13 protein-coding genes are annotated in these 15284 nt (G+C 67.0%); 7 read left to right on the forward strand and 6 right to left on the reverse strand.

What is annotated here, in order from left to right:
- Positions 1 to 10: 10 nt before the first annotated feature.
- From KV110_RS01935 to KV110_RS01945, 3 genes are all read left to right on the forward strand, one after another.
- Positions 11 to 2146, forward strand: a complete 2136-nt coding sequence (locus KV110_RS01935; RefSeq protein WP_218478097.1) for a 3-hydroxyacyl-CoA dehydrogenase NAD-binding domain-containing protein — start codon at positions 11 to 13, stop codon at positions 2144 to 2146.
- Positions 2147 to 2272: 126 nt separating this feature from the next.
- Positions 2273 to 3373 (forward strand): esterase-like activity of phytase family protein, encoded by a 1101-nt coding sequence (locus KV110_RS01940; RefSeq protein WP_218472823.1) that lies wholly within the window; start codon positions 2273 to 2275, stop codon positions 3371 to 3373.
- A gap of 357 nt (positions 3374 to 3730) precedes the next feature.
- The gene (locus tag KV110_RS01945; protein ID WP_218472824.1) at positions 3731 to 7294 is read left to right on the forward strand and encodes a serine/threonine-protein kinase; all 3564 of its coding nucleotides are present in this window, start codon (positions 3731 to 3733) and stop codon (positions 7292 to 7294) included.
- Positions 7295 to 7314: 20 nt separating this feature from the next.
- Here the strand turns inward: KV110_RS01945 and KV110_RS01950 are convergent, their stop codons facing one another.
- Positions 7315 to 8631: a class I SAM-dependent methyltransferase gene (locus KV110_RS01950; RefSeq protein WP_218472825.1), complete on the reverse strand. Its 1317-nt coding sequence runs from the start codon at positions 8629 to 8631 to the stop codon at positions 7315 to 7317.
- Positions 8628 to 10067 carry an FAD-binding oxidoreductase gene (locus KV110_RS01955; protein WP_218478098.1) on the reverse strand — a complete coding sequence of 480 codons (1440 nt, stop codon included), beginning with the start codon at positions 10065 to 10067 and terminating at the stop codon, positions 8628 to 8630. The genes KV110_RS01950 and KV110_RS01955 overlap by 4 nt, the downstream gene beginning before the upstream one ends.
- A 207-nt stretch (positions 10068 to 10274) precedes the next feature.
- On the opposite strand from KV110_RS01955, the gene KV110_RS01960 reads away from it, so the two are divergent.
- Positions 10275 to 10709: an SRPBCC family protein gene (locus tag KV110_RS01960; protein ID WP_218472826.1), complete on the forward strand. Its 435-nt coding sequence runs from the start codon at positions 10275 to 10277 to the stop codon at positions 10707 to 10709.
- Positions 10710 to 10883: 174 nt separating this feature from the next.
- Here the strand turns inward: KV110_RS01960 and KV110_RS01965 are convergent, their stop codons facing one another.
- The 3 genes from KV110_RS01965 to KV110_RS01975 are packed head-to-tail and all read right to left on the reverse strand — an operon-like array spanning position 10884 to position 12657.
- On the reverse strand, positions 10884 to 11234 hold the full coding sequence (locus KV110_RS01965; protein WP_218472827.1) for a VOC family protein: 351 nt from the start codon (positions 11232 to 11234) through the stop codon (positions 10884 to 10886).
- Positions 11235 to 11249: 15 nt separating this feature from the next.
- Positions 11250 to 12065 carry a MerR family transcriptional regulator gene (locus tag KV110_RS01970; RefSeq protein WP_218472828.1) on the reverse strand — a complete coding sequence of 272 codons (816 nt, stop codon included), beginning with the start codon at positions 12063 to 12065 and terminating at the stop codon, positions 11250 to 11252.
- Positions 12066 to 12120: 55 nt separating this feature from the next.
- Positions 12121 to 12657 (reverse strand): hypothetical protein, encoded by a 537-nt coding sequence (locus tag KV110_RS01975; protein ID WP_246634310.1) that lies wholly within the window; start codon positions 12655 to 12657, stop codon positions 12121 to 12123.
- A 293-nt stretch (positions 12658 to 12950) separates the two neighbouring features.
- Here KV110_RS01975 and KV110_RS01980 point away from each other — a divergent pair, with 293 nt between their 5' ends.
- The 3 genes from KV110_RS01980 (at position 12951) to KV110_RS01990 (ending at position 14608) form a co-directional block, all read left to right on the forward strand.
- Positions 12951 to 13292: a YbaB/EbfC family nucleoid-associated protein gene (locus KV110_RS01980; RefSeq protein ID WP_218472830.1), complete on the forward strand. Its 342-nt coding sequence runs from the start codon at positions 12951 to 12953 to the stop codon at positions 13290 to 13292.
- 20 nt (positions 13293 to 13312) lie between these two features.
- Positions 13313 to 13921 carry a recombination mediator RecR gene (gene recR, locus KV110_RS01985; protein WP_218472831.1) on the forward strand — a complete coding sequence of 203 codons (609 nt, stop codon included), beginning with the start codon at positions 13313 to 13315 and terminating at the stop codon, positions 13919 to 13921.
- A 69-nt stretch (positions 13922 to 13990) separates the two neighbouring features.
- Entirely contained in the window at positions 13991 to 14608 is a 618-nt protein-coding gene (locus KV110_RS01990; RefSeq protein ID WP_218472832.1) for a LysE family translocator, read from the forward strand.
- Positions 14609 to 14620: 12 nt separating this feature from the next.
- On the opposite strand, the gene KV110_RS01995 is transcribed toward KV110_RS01990, so the two are convergent.
- Positions 14621 to 15265 (reverse strand): hypothetical protein, encoded by a 645-nt coding sequence (locus tag KV110_RS01995; protein WP_218472833.1) that lies wholly within the window; start codon positions 15263 to 15265, stop codon positions 14621 to 14623.
- Positions 15266 to 15284: the final 19 nt, after the last annotated feature.

Genomic DNA, 15284 nt, shown 5'->3' on the forward strand with positions numbered 1-15284 from the left:
CGAAACCAACATGATCGGTTGGGAGCAGGATTCGGACGGCATCGTCGTATTGACGATGGACGACCCGAACCAGGGCGCCAACACGATGAACGAGCTGTACAAGACGTCGATGACCGCGACCGTCGAGCGGCTCGAGGCGGAGAAGGACAACATCACCGGTGTTGTCGTCACCTCCGCGAAGAAGACCTTCTTCGCCGGCGGCGACCTGAAGAACATGATGAAGGTCGGCCCGGAAGACGGCCAGGCCCTCATGGACGAGCTGGCCACCATCAAGGGTGCGCTGCGTCGCCTGGAGACCCTCGGCAAGCCGGTCGTCGCCGCCATCAACGGCGCCGCGCTCGGCGGTGGCCTGGAGATCGCGCTGGCCTGTCACTACCGGATCGCGGCCGACGTGCCCGGTTCGCAGATCGGTCTGCCCGAGGTCACCCTCGGCCTGCTGCCCGCGGGCGGCGGTGTCATCCGCACCGTGCGCATGCTCGGCCTGCAGAACGCCCTGATGCAGGTGCTGCTGCAGGGCCAGCGCAACAAGCCGGCCAAGGCCAAGGAGATCGGCCTGGTCAACGAGCTGGTCGGCTCGGTCGACGAGCTGGTCCCGGCCGCCAAGGCGTGGATCAAGGCCAACCCGGACAAGGGCGTGCAGCCCTGGGACGTCAAGGGCTTCAAGATCCCCGGCGGCACCCCGTCCAGCCCGGCGTTCGCGGCCAACCTCCCCGCCTTCCCGGCCAACCTGCGCAAGCAGCTCAAGGGCGCGAACATGCCTGCCCCGCGGGCGATCATGGCCGCCGCGGTCGAGGGCTCGCAGGTCGACATCGACAACGCCTCGCTCATCGAGTCGCGCTATTTCGTGCACCTGCTCACCGGCCCGGTCGCGAAGAACATGATCCAGGCGTTCTTCTTCGACCTGCAGGCCATCAACAACGGTGGCTCGCGGCCGAAGGACGTGCCGAAGAAGGACATCAAGAAGATCGGCGTGCTCGGCGCGGGCATGATGGGCGCTGGCATCGCCTACGTCTCCGCTAAGGCCGGCTACGACGTCGTGCTCAAGGACGTCACCATCGAGGCAGCCGAGCGCGGCAAGAACTACTCGGAGAAGATCGAGGCCAAGGCGCTGTCCCGGGGCAAGACCACCGAGGAGAAGTCCAAGGCGCTGCTCGATCGGATCAAGCCGTCCGCCGACGCCAAGGACTTCGACGGCGTCGACTTCGTGATCGAGGCCGTCTTCGAGAACACCGAGCTCAAGCACAAGGTGTTCCAGGAGATCGAGGACATCGTCACTCCGGACGCGCTGCTCGGCTCGAACACCTCCACCCTGCCGATCACCGGTCTCGCGGCCGGTGTGAAGCGCCAGGAAGACTTCATCGGCATCCACTTCTTCTCGCCGGTCGACAAGATGCCGCTGGTGGAGATCATCAAGGGTGAGAAGACCTCGCCCGAGGCGCTGGCCCGGGTGTTCGACTACACCCTCGCGATCAAGAAGACCCCGATCGTCGTCAACGACAGCCGTGGCTTCTTCACCTCGCGGGTGATCGGCACCTTCGTCAACGAGGCGATCGCCATGCTCACCGAGGGCATCGAGCCCGCGACCATCGAGCAGGCCGGTCTGCAGGCGGGTTACCCGGCCGCGCCGCTGCAGCTGTCGGATGAGCTGAACATGAAGCTCATGCAGAAGATCGCCAAGGAGACCATCGAGGCCGCCCAGCAGGGCGATACCACGATGGGCAAGAAGCGCCACCCGGCGCAGGACGTCATCGACTACATGGTCGGCGAGGGTCGTCCGGGTCGCCTCGAGAAGGCGGGCTTCTACGAGTACGACGAGAACGGCAAGCGCACCGGCCTGTGGCCGGGCCTGCGTGAGCACTTCAAGACCACGGCGGACTTCACCGTGCCGCTGCAGGATCTGATCGACCGCATGCTGTTCGCGGAGGCGATCGAGACCCAGAAGTGCTTCGACGAGGGCGTGCTGGAGACCACCGCCGACGCCAACATCGGTTCGATCTTCGGCATCGGTTTCCCGGCCTGGACCGGTGGTGTGCACCAGTTCATTGTCGGCTACCCGGGTGGGCAGGCCGCGTTCGTCGAGCGCGCCGACTACCTCGCCAAGACCTACGGCGATCGCTTCGAGGTTCCCGCCTCGCTGCGCAAGTAGTCATCAACGGCAAAGCCCGCCACCGTGTTTCGCGGTGGCGGGCTTTCGCCGTTTCCCGGGTTGTCGGTACGGTCGATTCGGGTGCTGTTCACCTGCTGGTACCGCACTGTGGATAACGTGAGGCGCGTGCGTGGACAGGTAAGGCGTTGGCGAACACTGGTGGTCGCGAGCATCGCGGTGGCGCTCGGGGTGGCACCGACGGCGAGCGCCGAGCCGGGTTCCGCGGTTCGATTGCTCGGCGAGCAGGTCGTGCCGTACAACATGGACTACCAGGGCACGACGGTGGGCGGCCTGTCCGGGATCGACTTCGATTCGCGCACCGGCGATTACGTGCTGATCAGTGACGACCGCTCGGAGCGCGATCCCGCGCGGTTCTATACCGCCCGATTTCCGGTGGGCGAAAACGGCGTGGGCCCAGTGGAATTCACCGGAACTCATCCGCTGCTGACCGTCGATGGTTCCGTTTACGGCCCGAAGTCGGTAGACCCGGAGGAGATTCGGGTCGACCCGTGGACCGGTGACTACTACTGGACGCAAGAGGGTGAGCGCACCGATTCGGCGCTCACCGATCCGTCGGTCCGGATCAGCCGTCCCGACGGCATTTTCGCGGGTGAGCTGCCGATCCCGGACAACGAACGAATGCGGCCGGATTCCGGCCCGCGGCAGAACATGGCGCTGGAAGGAGCGACGTTCGCCGCCGGTGGGTCGCTGTACGTGACATCGATGGAAGGGCCGCTGCTGCAGGACGGCCCGCTGGCGACCACGATGGCAGGCGCGACCGCGCGGCTCACCGTGCGGGCGCGGTCCGGCCAACTGCTCACGCAGTACGCCTACCCGATGGATCCGGTCTTCGCCGAGTCCCGCCCGCAGCCCGGCCTCGGCATGAACGGCATCGCCTCGATCCTCGCCGCCGACCCACTCGACCCGACGAAGCTCCTCGTCCTGGAACGCTCCTTCGTCGTCGGCATGGGCAACAAGATCCGGATCTACGAGGCCGACCTCGGCGCCGCGACCAATGTGCTCGACGCCCCGCTCGGCAACGCCCGCCCGGTCGCCAAGCGGCTGCTGGTCGACCTCGCCGACGTCGGCCTGCCGCACATCGACAATGTCGAGGGCATGACCTGGGGTCCTCGCCTGCCCTCCGGCGAGCGCACCCTGGCCCTGGTGAGCGATAACAACTTCGCCGATACCCAGCTCACCCAGTTCATCGCCCTCGCCGTCCGCTAGGTTCGGCGACCGCGCGAGCGGTGGTCCCGCACAGGCTGCCACGGCCGGACACCGCGCTGGCGACCAGCCGAGGCGACACCCCGGTCCCAAGGACGGTCGCTGGCAAATCGCCGCCTTCCACCGCACCAAGCGCGAGAATGTGATGGGGCGGATCTCGTTCCTGAGCGGCCACAAACATCCGGAGGTCGATGTGGAAATCATCCTGTTTCGAAACTCCGCCCACCGGATGCCCAGCCGCGCTACGTTGGAGTATGCGCAGACATATCGGACATCGCGCGGGGTTCAGGTGATGTTCGTGCGCCAGCGCGCTTATTGGTTGCCGTTTGCGCCGATTCGATGTGAGTTCGAGGTGGTCACATGAATCCACGGACGCGTTCGGGCAAGGTCGGTCCCGAGCCGTCTCCGGCCGACTCGGACACCCAGCGCCACCCGCTCATCGGGATCGCCGACGAGCTGGAGGCGATGGGCCTGGCGGAGGCGAAGGAGATCGGCCGAGGCGGCTTCGGGGTGGTCTATCGCTGCGTCCAGCGAACGTTGGATCGAGTCGTCGCGGTGAAGGTGCTCTCCTCGGAAATCGAGCTGGAAAGCCGCGAGCGTTTCCTGCGCGAGGAACAAGCCATGGGCAGGCTGTCCGGGCATCCGAATATCGTCGATATCCTGCAGGTCGATGTCACCTTGAGCGGGTTGCCGTTCATCGTGATGCCGTACTGCACGCGAGGCTCGCTGGAACAGGTGATCCGCGATCAGGGGCCGCTCACCTGGTCGGATTCGCTGCGCGCCGGGGTGAAGCTCGCGGGCGCGATCGAGAGCGCGCATCGGGCCCAGATCCTGCACCGGGACGTGAAACCGGCGAACGTCCTGCTCAGCGGCTACGGCGAGCCGCAGCTGACCGACTTCGGCATCGCCAGGATTCCCGGTGGTTTCCAAACCTCCAGCAGCATGATCACCGGTTCGCCCGCGTTCACCGCGCCGGAGGTACTCAAGGGCGAGGAGCCGACCATCCGCTCGGACGTCTACGGCCTCGGCGCGACGCTGTTCGCGCTGCTCACCGGGCACGCGGCGTTCGAGCGGCAGGCGGGGGAGAAGGTGGTCGCGCAGTTCCTGCGGATCACCACCCAGCCGGTGCCCGACCTGCGCGAGCACGACATCCCGCCGGACGTGGCCGACGCGATCCAGCGCGCCATGGCCACCGACCCCGAAGACCGCCCGCCGTCGGCCTACGATTTCGGCCAACTGCTGCGCAACGTGCAACGCGACCACGGCCAGATGCCCGACGAGATGGCGCTGCTGGAAACCGTCTCCGCGCCCGAACCGATCGAGCATCCCGCCGAATCTTCGGCATCGACTCGTTCCCGCCCCGCCGTCACCGCTCGGCGCAGCTGGCCGCTGACGCTGCGGCCCGCGGTGTCCCAGCACACCGGCGCGGGCGGATCGGCGACCTTGCCGCCGACCGCGGCGACCAAGTTCCGGCCGCCGACCCCGGCTCGCGAGCCGGTGCCGCGCCCGCGCCTGCTGGACATCCTGCGCGCGGGCGGCCGACGCAGGCTCGCCGTGATCCACGCACCTGCCGGTTTCGGTAAGAGCACCGTGGCCGCCCAGTGGCGGGCCGATCTGACCGAGCGCGGCATCCCCGTCGCCTGGATCGGCGTGGATCACGATGACGACAACGAGATCTGGTTTCTCGCCCACCTCATCCAGGCGATCCGCCGGGTCCGCCCGGACGTGGGCACCGGCTTGGACCAGGTGCTCGAGGAAAGGCCCGCCGACGCAGCCGCTTTCGTGATCTCGACGCTGATCGACGAGATTCATTCCAGCGGCAGCACCCTGGTGGTTGTCGTGGACGACTGGCATCGGGTCACCGACGCGGGTGCGCACCGGGCGATGGACGCGTTGCTGGACAACGGATGTCACCATCTGCGCTTCGTGGTGACGAGCCGGGAACAGTCCGGCCTGCCGACCAGCCGGATGCGGGTGCACGACGAGCTGGTCGAGATCGGCTCGGCCGCGCTGCGCCTGACCACCGAGGAGACCAGGGAGATCCTGGTGCAGCGGCACGGTTTTCCGCTCACCGACACCCAACTGGAGCAGATCCACGCCGCCACCGACGGCTGGCCCGCCGCCATCCAGCTGGTCAGCCTTTCGCTGCGGGGCAATGCCGACCCGGCCCAGCTGATCGCCAATCTGTCCGAGGGAAACCACGGTATTCGCGAGTACCTCGCCGAAAACGTGCTGGCCACCTTGGAACCCAGGATGCTCGAATTCCTGACGTCGATCGCGGTGACCGAGCGGGTGTGCGGTTCGCTGGCCGCGGCACTGTCGGAGGACGAGGACGCCGAACAACTGCTGGAGCAGGCCGAGCAGCGCGAGTTGTTCGTCCGGCGGATCGAGCACGACCCGGAGTGGTTCCGGATCCAGCCGCTGTTCGCCGAGCATCTGCGCGCCCGGTTGGAACGTGCCCAACCAGGCCGGTTGAAGTCGTTGCACCGCAAGGCGGCGCGCTGGTACGCCGAACACCAGCTGCTGCGCAAGTCGGTCGACCACGCGCTGGCGGCCACCGACTTCAAGATGGCGCTGGACCTGCTGGAGACCGGCGGCATGGACCTGATCGACCGGTCCCGGCTGGCGACGCTGCTCGGCACGGTATCGAAACTGCCGATGCAGCAGGTGGCTTCGCGATCGAAGCTGTTGATGGCGGTGGCGCGGGCCAATGTGAACCTGCAACAGTCCGGTGCGGCGCGCACGGCGCTCGGCAGGCTGTCGAACATTCTCGCGCGCGGCTCGTCGACTGATGAGGATGTGAACCAGCAACGCTGCCAGGCCGCCGTGCTCGGTGCCGCCGATCAGATCGCCCGCGACCACACCGAGGGCGTGCTGGACCGGGTCGCGGATTGCCTGGAGAAGCCGGACGAGCTGCCCGCCTGGACGGTGTCGACCGCGGCGAATCTGACCTCGTTCGTGCGGCTGTGCGAGTTCGACTTCGACGGCGCCCGCGAGATCCAGGACTGGGCGGCGGAATACCATGCCCGGTCGAAGGATCCGCTCGGCGAGGTCTTCGGGCTGTGCGGGCGCGGCGCCGCCGCCTACGAGCAGCTCGACATCCGCACGGCGACGGAATGTTTCCAGCAGGCGTGGGAGGTCGCGAAGTCGCGGTCGGGTCCGCGCTCGCACGCGGTGCGGGTGGCCGCCGCCATGCTCGGCGAATTGAACTACCGCCGTGGTGATCTGGTCACCGCCGACCACCTGCTCGACGAGAGCCATCAGTTGGCCGCCAGGGTCGGCCCGGTCGACTTTCTGATCTCGACGTTCGTCATCGGCGCCCGGGTCAAGGCGGTGCGCGGTGACCTGTTCACCGCCGCTACCCGGCTCGACGAGGGCGCCCGGATCGCGAACGACAAGCGGCTGATCCGGCTGGCCGCGCATATTCGCGCCGAACGGCTGCGCCTCGGCTTGCCGCTGGACACCACCGACACCCAGTTCACCGGCCCCGAATCGCCGTCCGCGCCGCTGCACGCTGGCCATCGGATGACCGGTGCCGCCGTGCTCGCCGCGGAGGCCGAGGAGGTCGCCGCGATCCGCGCGCTGCTGGCCCAGGGCAGGCTCGGCTCGGACGATCGCGCCGTCCGCCGCTCCCGCGCACTGCACGGGCGAATGCTCGAAAAGCACCGCCCTCGAGCACAATTGGACGCGGCCCTGCTGCTCGCCGAATGCCTCGCCGCATCCGGCTGGGTCGGCGAAGCGACCGGCCTGCTGCTGCCAGCGGCCGCCACCTGCGCCGAACTGGGTTGGACCAGACCATTGCTCGACGCGGGCCCCGGCGTCGTCTCCATCCTGCGCGTGCTGCGCGCCGAAATGCCCAGCGCCGCAGCCCATACCGGAGACATCGAACTGCCCGCCCTATTCCTGGATGAACTCCTGGACTAGAGCGGGCAGTCAAGCGATAACTAGGGCTGCCACCATGGGCGCAACGGCACCGTCCAGTCGCCGTCTTCGGGCAGCTTCACGCCGAGCACTTGGTGTAGCTGAACCACGTTGCGCTGGAAGCCGAGTCGGCAACCCGCCATGTACAGGCCCCACACCTTCGCGGTGCCCTCGCCGACCTCGGCGACGCACGCGTCCCAGTTCCGCACCAGGTTCTTGCACCATTCGTGCAGGGTGAGCGCGTAGTGCTCGCGCAGGTTCTCCTCGTGCAGCACCTCAAGCCCGATGTTCTGGATCTCGGAGATGATCCGGCCGGAGCCGATCAGTTCGCCGTCCGGGAACACGTAGCGGTCGATGAAGTCACCGGCCTTGGTGGTCCGGGTGTTGTCCGGACGGGTGATGCAGTGATTCAGGAACAGGCCGCCATCGCGCAGCTTGCCCTTGATGTAGTCGAAGTAATACGGGTAGTTGTGCACCCCGATGTGCTCGGTCAGCCCGATCGAGGACACGGCGTCGAAGCCGCTCTCCGGGATGTCCCGGTAATCGGAGTGCCGCACCTCGGCGAGATCGGCCAAGCCCTGCTCGGCGATCTTCTGCTGCGCCCATTCGGCCTGCTCGGCCGACAGCGTCGCGCCGATCACCTTGACGCCGCGCTTGGCCGCGTAGCGGACCATGCCGCCCCAGCCGCAGCCGATGTCGAGCAGCCGGTCGCCTTCCTTCAGCCGCAGCTTCTCGAAGACCAGGCGGTACTTGTTCTCCTGTGCCTGCTCCAGCGTCCAGTCCTCGTCGCCGTAACACGCGCAGGTGTAGGTCATCGACGGGCCGAGCACGTATTCGTAGAACTTGTTGGAGACGTCGTAATGGTGGTGGATGGCCTCGGCGTCGCGAGTCTTGGAGTGCCGCAGGCCCTCCAGCGCGATCCGGCGCCAGCGTGGCAGCGTCTCCTGCGGCGGCGGCGCCACCGGCTTGAGCCGCTCCCAGCCCAGCGAGCGGGCGATGGTGACCAGCGCGAACGCGGACGGGCGGTGGAACTTCAGCCCGTCCATCGCCCGGAGGATGTCGTAGGGGTCGCCGGGATGGACACCGCTGGCGGTCATATCGCCCGCGATGTACGCGCGGGCCATGCCGAGGTCGCCCGGCGCGGTGGCCAGGTAGTTGATGCCACGCGGCGTCTTGATCTCCAGCCCGTACTTCGAGTCCGCCGGGCCGGTCGTGCTGCCGTCGTACGCGGTCAGCCGGATCGGCACCTCGCCGTCGATCAGGGTCTCGAATATCTCGGCAATGCTGAGTTTGGTTCCTAGATCCGCTAAGACGTCGGAACGGTCCTTGAATGTCGTCATTTGCGTTGCACCGCCTTCGAATACAAATCCAGCAGCCGCTGGTCTGGGTCGTAGCGTTTCTTCAGTTCGGTGTAGATATTGCCGCCGTACAGTGCCGCGAACTCATCCTTGTCGTAATAGGAATCCGAGTACAGCGACTTATGTCCGTCGAAGTCGGTCACGGTGCGCTCGATCGCCCGGTTGGCCGCTCCTTCCCGCTGTCCGGGCACGGTGGGGACGGCAGACCAGAAACCGACGTTGACATACGTGCGGTTCGGCTCGAGCGGATACAGCGGCCAGGTGCGCTCGGACGTCTCGGGCGCGCCGGTGTCGCGCAGCCGTAGCGGGCACAGCCAGATCGGCTCGATCGGAATCTCGCGCAGGAACCATTCGACGAAGTCGGCGGTGCGTTCGACCGGCACCTCGATGTCCTGCACCACCCGCTCGCGCGGCGGGTTGCCCTGCCGGGCCTCCAGCTTGTCGGCGATGTGGTACTTGTGGTCGAGCGCGATCAGTTTCCAGTAGAAACTGCTGCGCCGGTAGCGCTTCGGCCAGAACCGGCGGATCTTCGGGTTCTGCGTGCCGAAGGCGCGCGAGCACCAGAACCAGTCGGTGTCCCAGCGCCACAGGTAGTCGTGGATGGTCAGCCGGTCGCGTTTCGGTTCGGCGGAATCGTGCTGGATGGAGCGGTAGAAGATGTCCATTCCGGTGTAGTCGCTGACCGGGCCCGGCTCGTCGGTCTGGCGGCCGAGGGTCAGGTAGCTCTCGTCGGCGGTGAACACCACGCCGTCGAGGTAGTCCACCCGTTCACCGTCGTAGGACTTCTCGTCGACGATCGTGGCGAGGGTCCGCTCCAGCTCGCGCAGGTCGTGGAAGCGCAGGTGCCGCATGGCCACATAGGGCTGCACGGCTTCCAGCTCGATCTTCAGCCGGACCGAATAGCCGAGGGTGCCGTAGGAGTTCGGGAAGCCGCGGAACAGGTCGGCGTGCTCGTTGTCCGGGGTGGCGGTGATGATCTCGCCCGCGCCGGTCAGGATGTCCATCTCCAGCACCGACTCGTGCGGCAGGCCGTTGCGGAACGAGGTCGACTCGATGCCGAGGCCGGTGACCGCGCCGCCGAGGGTGATCGTCTTGAGCTGCGGCACCACCAGGGGTGCGAGGCCGTACGGGAGGGTGGCGGCGACCAGGTTCTCGTAGGTGGTCATCCCGGCCACGTCGGCGGTCTTCGCCACCGGGTCCACCGCGATCACCTCGGCCAGCCCGGATACGTCGAGGCCGGGCGCGGGGTTCTTGGCCCTGGCCCGGAACAGGTTCGACGTTTTCTTCGCCAGCCGCACATTGGCGTCGCCGGGAATAGCGCGATAACTGGCCAGGAGTCGATCCACCCCAGCCCGATGCGCGGCAAACCCGGATTCGCGTGCGGCCGGTGCGCGTCCGGCCTTCCCCAACAGACTCACTGCCACCCCTCGACGCTAGTACGCACCGTTGTGTGAGACCACCACGAGGGCACCGTCTCGGGAGAAATGTCACGCATATGTTGCAAGGCGGAATATCGGCCCGACCGGAGAAGTTCGCCACACGACTCGACCGCTGTGCCGCGCGGCGGCCGCTACAGGGCAGGATGGACACCGGTCGAGATACCGTACCCGGACAAGGAGCTCATTGTGGGACAGGTCAGCGCCAGTAGTTCGATCGCCGTGGCGGCGGATCCGCAGCGCACCCTCGAGGCCATTTCGGACTACGAGACGGTGCGGCCGCGCATTCTTTCCTCGCATTACCGCGACTACAAGGTCGTCGAGGGTGGCAAGGGCGCGGGCACCGTGGCGGAGTGGACGCTGCAGGCAACCGAGAAGCGCACGCGCAACGTGCACGCCGTCGTCACCGTCTCGGATTCCATTGTCACCGAACGTGATTCGAATTCCACCATGGTGAACACCTGGACCGTGACGCCGGACGGCGCCGGCTCGCAGGTCACGCTACGCACCACCTGGCAGGGTGCGGGCGGCATCGCGGGCATCTTCGAAGGGATCTTCGCGCCGCTCGGACTGAAGAAGATCCAGGCCGAGGTGCTCGGCAACCTGCAGCGCGAACTCGCCTGAGGCACGAGGACCAGCGTCTGTCGCGCGCGCACCGGCGCTTGACGCGCGCGCACCGGCGCTTGACGCGCGCGCACCAGCGCTTGACGCGCGCGCACCAGCGCTTGACGCACGCGCACCAGCGCTTGACGCATTAGCGCCGCCCGGCACCTGAGTGCCGGGCTGCGCTCGTCTCGGCTACTTCGCGCCGATGTCGAAGAGATTTCCTTCGGGGTCGGCCAGCGTGGTCCACTTCGCGCCGTACTCGTCGAAGTCGCCGATGCGCTTGGCGCCCAAGCTGACCGCGCGCTCGATGTGCTGATGCCAGTCCTCGGCGATCAGGTCGAGGTGGATCACGTTCTTGCCCGGTGTCTTGTCCGGCACCCTGATGAACATCAGCACCGGCGACGCCCCCGCCTCGCGGCCGATGGTGGCGAATTGTTTGGACGCCCCCTGGTCGACGGGCAGGTCCAGCAGCTCGGACCAGAATCCGGCGAGGGCGGCGGCATCGGTGCAGTCGACGGTGACGTGCGCGAGCGACAGGGTCATATTGTCTCCACTTTCTCAGAGCGGGCCGATCGGCCAGCAGACTTCGGTGCGGTAGGCGCTCGGGTCGTCGGTGTCGCCGGGGCCGCGCAGGTACCGTTCCCGGACCGGTTCGGCGAGCGCGGTGCCGTGCTCGGCGACGTGGCTGCCCAGCGCGCCGTAGGTGCGGTCGAAGTCGTCGAAAGACCCCTGGTGCAGTGCGATCGCGAAGCGCCGCGCCGGTAACTCGATCATCGATACCCGGTCGAACGGTTCGACCTTGGCGTCGGCCGGGATCGGAACGTAGGCCACCACCTCGCCGAGGTCGTTCTCGAAGAACTCCATGGAATAGGTGGCGCCGTCGACGCCGGCGGGCGCGATGCCCGCCGCGATCAGCGTCTGGTGCAGCAGGGGGTACGACGCTTGGCACCATGGACCGATCTCTTCCCGGCTGACCAGGTCGGTGACCGCGAGCGCGGAAAAGGCGGGGATCGAACGATATTCGACGGCGATCGGCGCGCCGGGCGTGAGCAGCGACCGCAGCGAGGCGACCACCGAACGGGTCCGGGCCAACTCGGCTTCCATACGTTCCAGGTGGGCGCGCAGTGCCGCGTTGCGGGTGTCGTCATCGGGCGCGCCGAGCACGGCCTTGATCTCCGGCAGCGGCATATCGAGCTGGCGCAGGCGCCGGATCAGATGCGCCTGCGCCACTTGGTCTGTCGAGTACCGCCGGTACCCCGACCCCGTATCGATCGCGACGGGCTCGAGCAATTCGATGTCGTGGTAGTACCTGAGCGTTTTCACGCTCAGGTAGGTCAGCCTGGCGAACTCCCCGATGGAGACGGTCGCTGTCATGCCTCCCAGCGAACACCCTCCAGCGGGGGGAGAGTCAACTTTTCGGTGAGAAGACTCAGGCCAGCACGAAAGTCAGCAGGATGGTGTGTTGGAAGGCGCCGCGCCACCAGGAGTAGCCGAACCAGACGCCGGGTGTGACTTCTCGGATTTCGTCGTAGACCGGGGGTGTGGGGGATGGGGCGTAGTTCAGGGCCCATGTCGGTCTGCCGTCCAGGAGTGCGGGGGCGGTGTAGACGTGCGCGGGCCAGGCTTCGACACCGGCGCCGGTGACGCGGTTCATCAGGTGGCCGCCATCGGGGCCGGTGTAGAAGGTCTTGCCGATCCACAAGCCGGAGGCGATGCCTTGGATCGTCGGTGGCCTGGTCACCCAGCCGTTCTTCACACCCATCGGGACATCACCGCGGGGTGCGTCCCGGAAGACGGCGTCCTGCTGCTCGGCCGAACATCGGAATCGCAGTGAGTCGATCGTGGCGGCTTTGTTGTCCGGGTAGAGGACGCAGCCGCCGCCGTAGTCCGCGGCTGCCTCGGTGATACCGGAATCGGCGGCGGCCGTCGGACCGGTCACGCCGAGGAAAAGACTGGGGATTCCCACGGAAAGCACCAGAGTGCTCAGGAAACGTACTCGGATCGCGTGCATAGCTATCTCCCGAACTGCCGCACCGGTCTCCCGACTCACTTCCGATGGTAAGTCGATCTTGCGGCTCTGCCTGCAGAACTACCCAACCTGTTACCGGCCATGCATCGAAGACATAACGACCGGTCGGGACGTATGTCGGCGGGTAGATCTCGGTGCCGACGGCAGTCCGATCGGTCCAGGCGGCTCCGGCCCGCCCGCGCCTCAGGACTAGGCTGATCAGTGACACTTTCCGCAGAGAGGAATATGCCGTGCAGCCCGGTGGTCAGTTCGACATGCAGCAGTTACTCGCCCAAGCCCAGCAGATGCAGCAGGCGGTGATGGAAGCTCAAGCCGAGCTCGCCGCGGCCGAGGTGGAAGGCCAGGCAGGCGGTGGGCTGGTCAAGGTCACCATCAAGGCGTCCGGTGAGGTCGTTTCGCTGACCATCGACCCCAAGGCGGTCGACCCGGAGGACGTGGAGACGCTGCAGGACTTGGTGATCGGCGCGGTCAACGACGCGATGACCAACGCGCAGCAGCTGGCGGCCGAGCGCCTCGGCCCACTCTCGGGTGGACTCGGCGGCGGCGCGCTGCCCGGTCTGCCGAACTTCTGATAGCCACGAGGACATAGCAGTTGTACGAGGGTCCGGTTCAGGATCTGATCGACGAGCTGGGCAAGCTGCCCGGCGTCGGTCCGAAGAGCGCGCAGCGCATCGCTTTTCACCTCCTGCAGGTGGAGCCGCCGGAGATCGACCGGCTGCAGGCCGCTTTGCAGAAGGTGCGCGACGGCGTGCAGTTCTGCGTGGTCTGCGGCACCGTCTCCGACGGCGAGATGTGCCGCATCTGTGCCGACCCGCGCCGCGACCGCACCATGATCTGTGTGGTCGAGGAGCCAAAGGACGTGCAGGCGATCGAGCGCACCCGTGAGTTCCGTGGTCGCTACCACGTGCTCGGCGGTGCGCTCGACCCGCTCAGCGGCATCGGGCCGGACCAGCTGCGGATCCGGGAGCTGTTGGCGCGCATCGGTAACCAGGAGGACGGCATCGATGTCAGCGAGGTGATCATCGCGACCGACCCGAACACCGAGGGCGAGGCGACGGCCACCTATCTGGTGCGGATGCTGCGCGACTTCCCCGGACTCAGCGTGACCAGGCTGGCATCGGGACTGCCGATGGGCGGCGATCTGGAATTCGCGGACGAACTGACGTTGGGCCGCGCGCTCTCCGGACGGCGCGCGCTCTAGTTCCGCGCCAGGTCCAGCCCCGAATCCGCGGGGGTTGCGGTACGCCGGGTACGAGTTACTGTGTCGGAGATGAGCATCGAATTCATGCTGACCACGCTCGTCATCGTTGCCACCCCCGGCACCGGCGCGCTGTTCACGCTGGCGGCAGGTCTTTCCAGGGGCACGAAGGCAAGCATGATCGCTGCATTCGGTTGCACTCTCGGCACCGTCCCGCACATGATCGCGGCGATCACCGGCCTCGCGGCGCTGCTCAATGCGAGCGCCGTCGCGTTCCAGACGTTGAAGTATCTCGGCGTCGCCTACCTGATCTACATGGCGTGGAGCATTTTCCGCGACAAGGGTGTGCTCACCGTGCCCGAGGAGAGCGAGCAGACCACCCAGTCGGCCCGCAAGGTGATCATCTCGGCGGTGCTGCTCAATATTCTCAACCCCAAGCTGACCATCTTCTTCTTCGCGTTCCTGCCGCAGTTCGTGCCGAACGGGTCACCGAATGCGTTGGCGCGCATGCTCGAACTCAGCGCCATCTTCATGCTCGCCACGTTCGTCGTGTTCGCGATCTACGGTGCGTGCGCGGCGGCGGTCCGCAGCCATGTCATCTCCCGGCCCGCCGTGGTGACCTGGATGCGCCGGGTGTTCGGCGCCTCCTTCATCGCGCTGGCCGGTCGCCTCGCCGTGCAAAACCAGTAGGCGGCAAGGCAATCAGAGTTCGACGCGGGACCACGGCAGCGTGTGCATGCGGCTGCGGTCGTCGGTGGCCCAGTCCCAGATGACCGCGGACACCGTCGGCGCGTCCAGCACCGTGGTGCCGAAGTGCTTGTCCGGCGAGCCATCTCGGTATTCGAGGGTGAACGCGCCGGTCTTTTCCCGGTAGGTCTGCATGTAGACCTGGTCGTCGCGTTCCACCACCAGGTATGGGTTCGGCGGGGCCAGCTCGGAAACCCACTGATCGGCAAGGGGTTTGGTCAAGTAGGGGAACTCACCCGCGCCACCGTGGGTGACCGTGGCTGGCACGTGCCCCGCCGGGTCGATCAGCCACGCCAGCTGCGGGTCGTAGACCGCGTAGTCCAGCGGCGTCGCGATCGAGAACAGCAGCTGCCGGACGAAGCCGATCGCGTCGTACGGGCACGACACCCGCAGCGCAGCGCCGGTCGCGCCACCGCCCACCGGGGCGGCGCTGAGGAAGCTGTCGTCTTCGGGCAGTTCCGCGTTGGCGGTGTTCAGTTCGGCCGCGATCCGGGTAACCATGCCCGTCTCGGGAACTCCCTGCTGAGTGCTCAGGTAAGCATCGACCTCGGGGATCGACGACGCGACACCGGACGGCAGCAAGACGTGGTCATAGCTCACCCGGACAGGGTACGTACGG

It is taken from the genome of Nocardia iowensis (genome assembly GCF_019222765.1).
GTDB classification, from domain to species: Bacteria; Actinomycetota; Actinomycetes; order Mycobacteriales; family Mycobacteriaceae; genus Nocardia; species Nocardia iowensis.

Excerpts from the sequence above, each read along its gene's own strand:
- KV110_RS01935 (WP_218478097.1), top strand. The coding sequence starts at position 11 with ATGATCGGTTGGGAGCAGGATTCGGACGGCATCGTCGTATTGACGATG.
- KV110_RS01945 (WP_218472824.1), top strand. The coding sequence starts at position 3,731 with ATGAATCCACGGACGCGTTCGGGCAAGGTCGGTCCCGAGCCGTCTCCG.
- KV110_RS01950 (WP_218472825.1), bottom strand. The coding sequence starts at position 8,631 with ATGACGACATTCAAGGACCGTTCCGACGTCTTAGCGGATCTAGGAACC.
- KV110_RS01965 (WP_218472827.1), bottom strand. The coding sequence starts at position 11,234 with ATGACCCTGTCGCTCGCGCACGTCACCGTCGACTGCACCGATGCCGCC.
- KV110_RS01970 (WP_218472828.1), bottom strand. The coding sequence starts at position 12,065 with ATGACAGCGACCGTCTCCATCGGGGAGTTCGCCAGGCTGACCTACCTG.
- KV110_RS01990 (WP_218472832.1), top strand. The coding sequence starts at position 13,991 with ATGAGCATCGAATTCATGCTGACCACGCTCGTCATCGTTGCCACCCCC.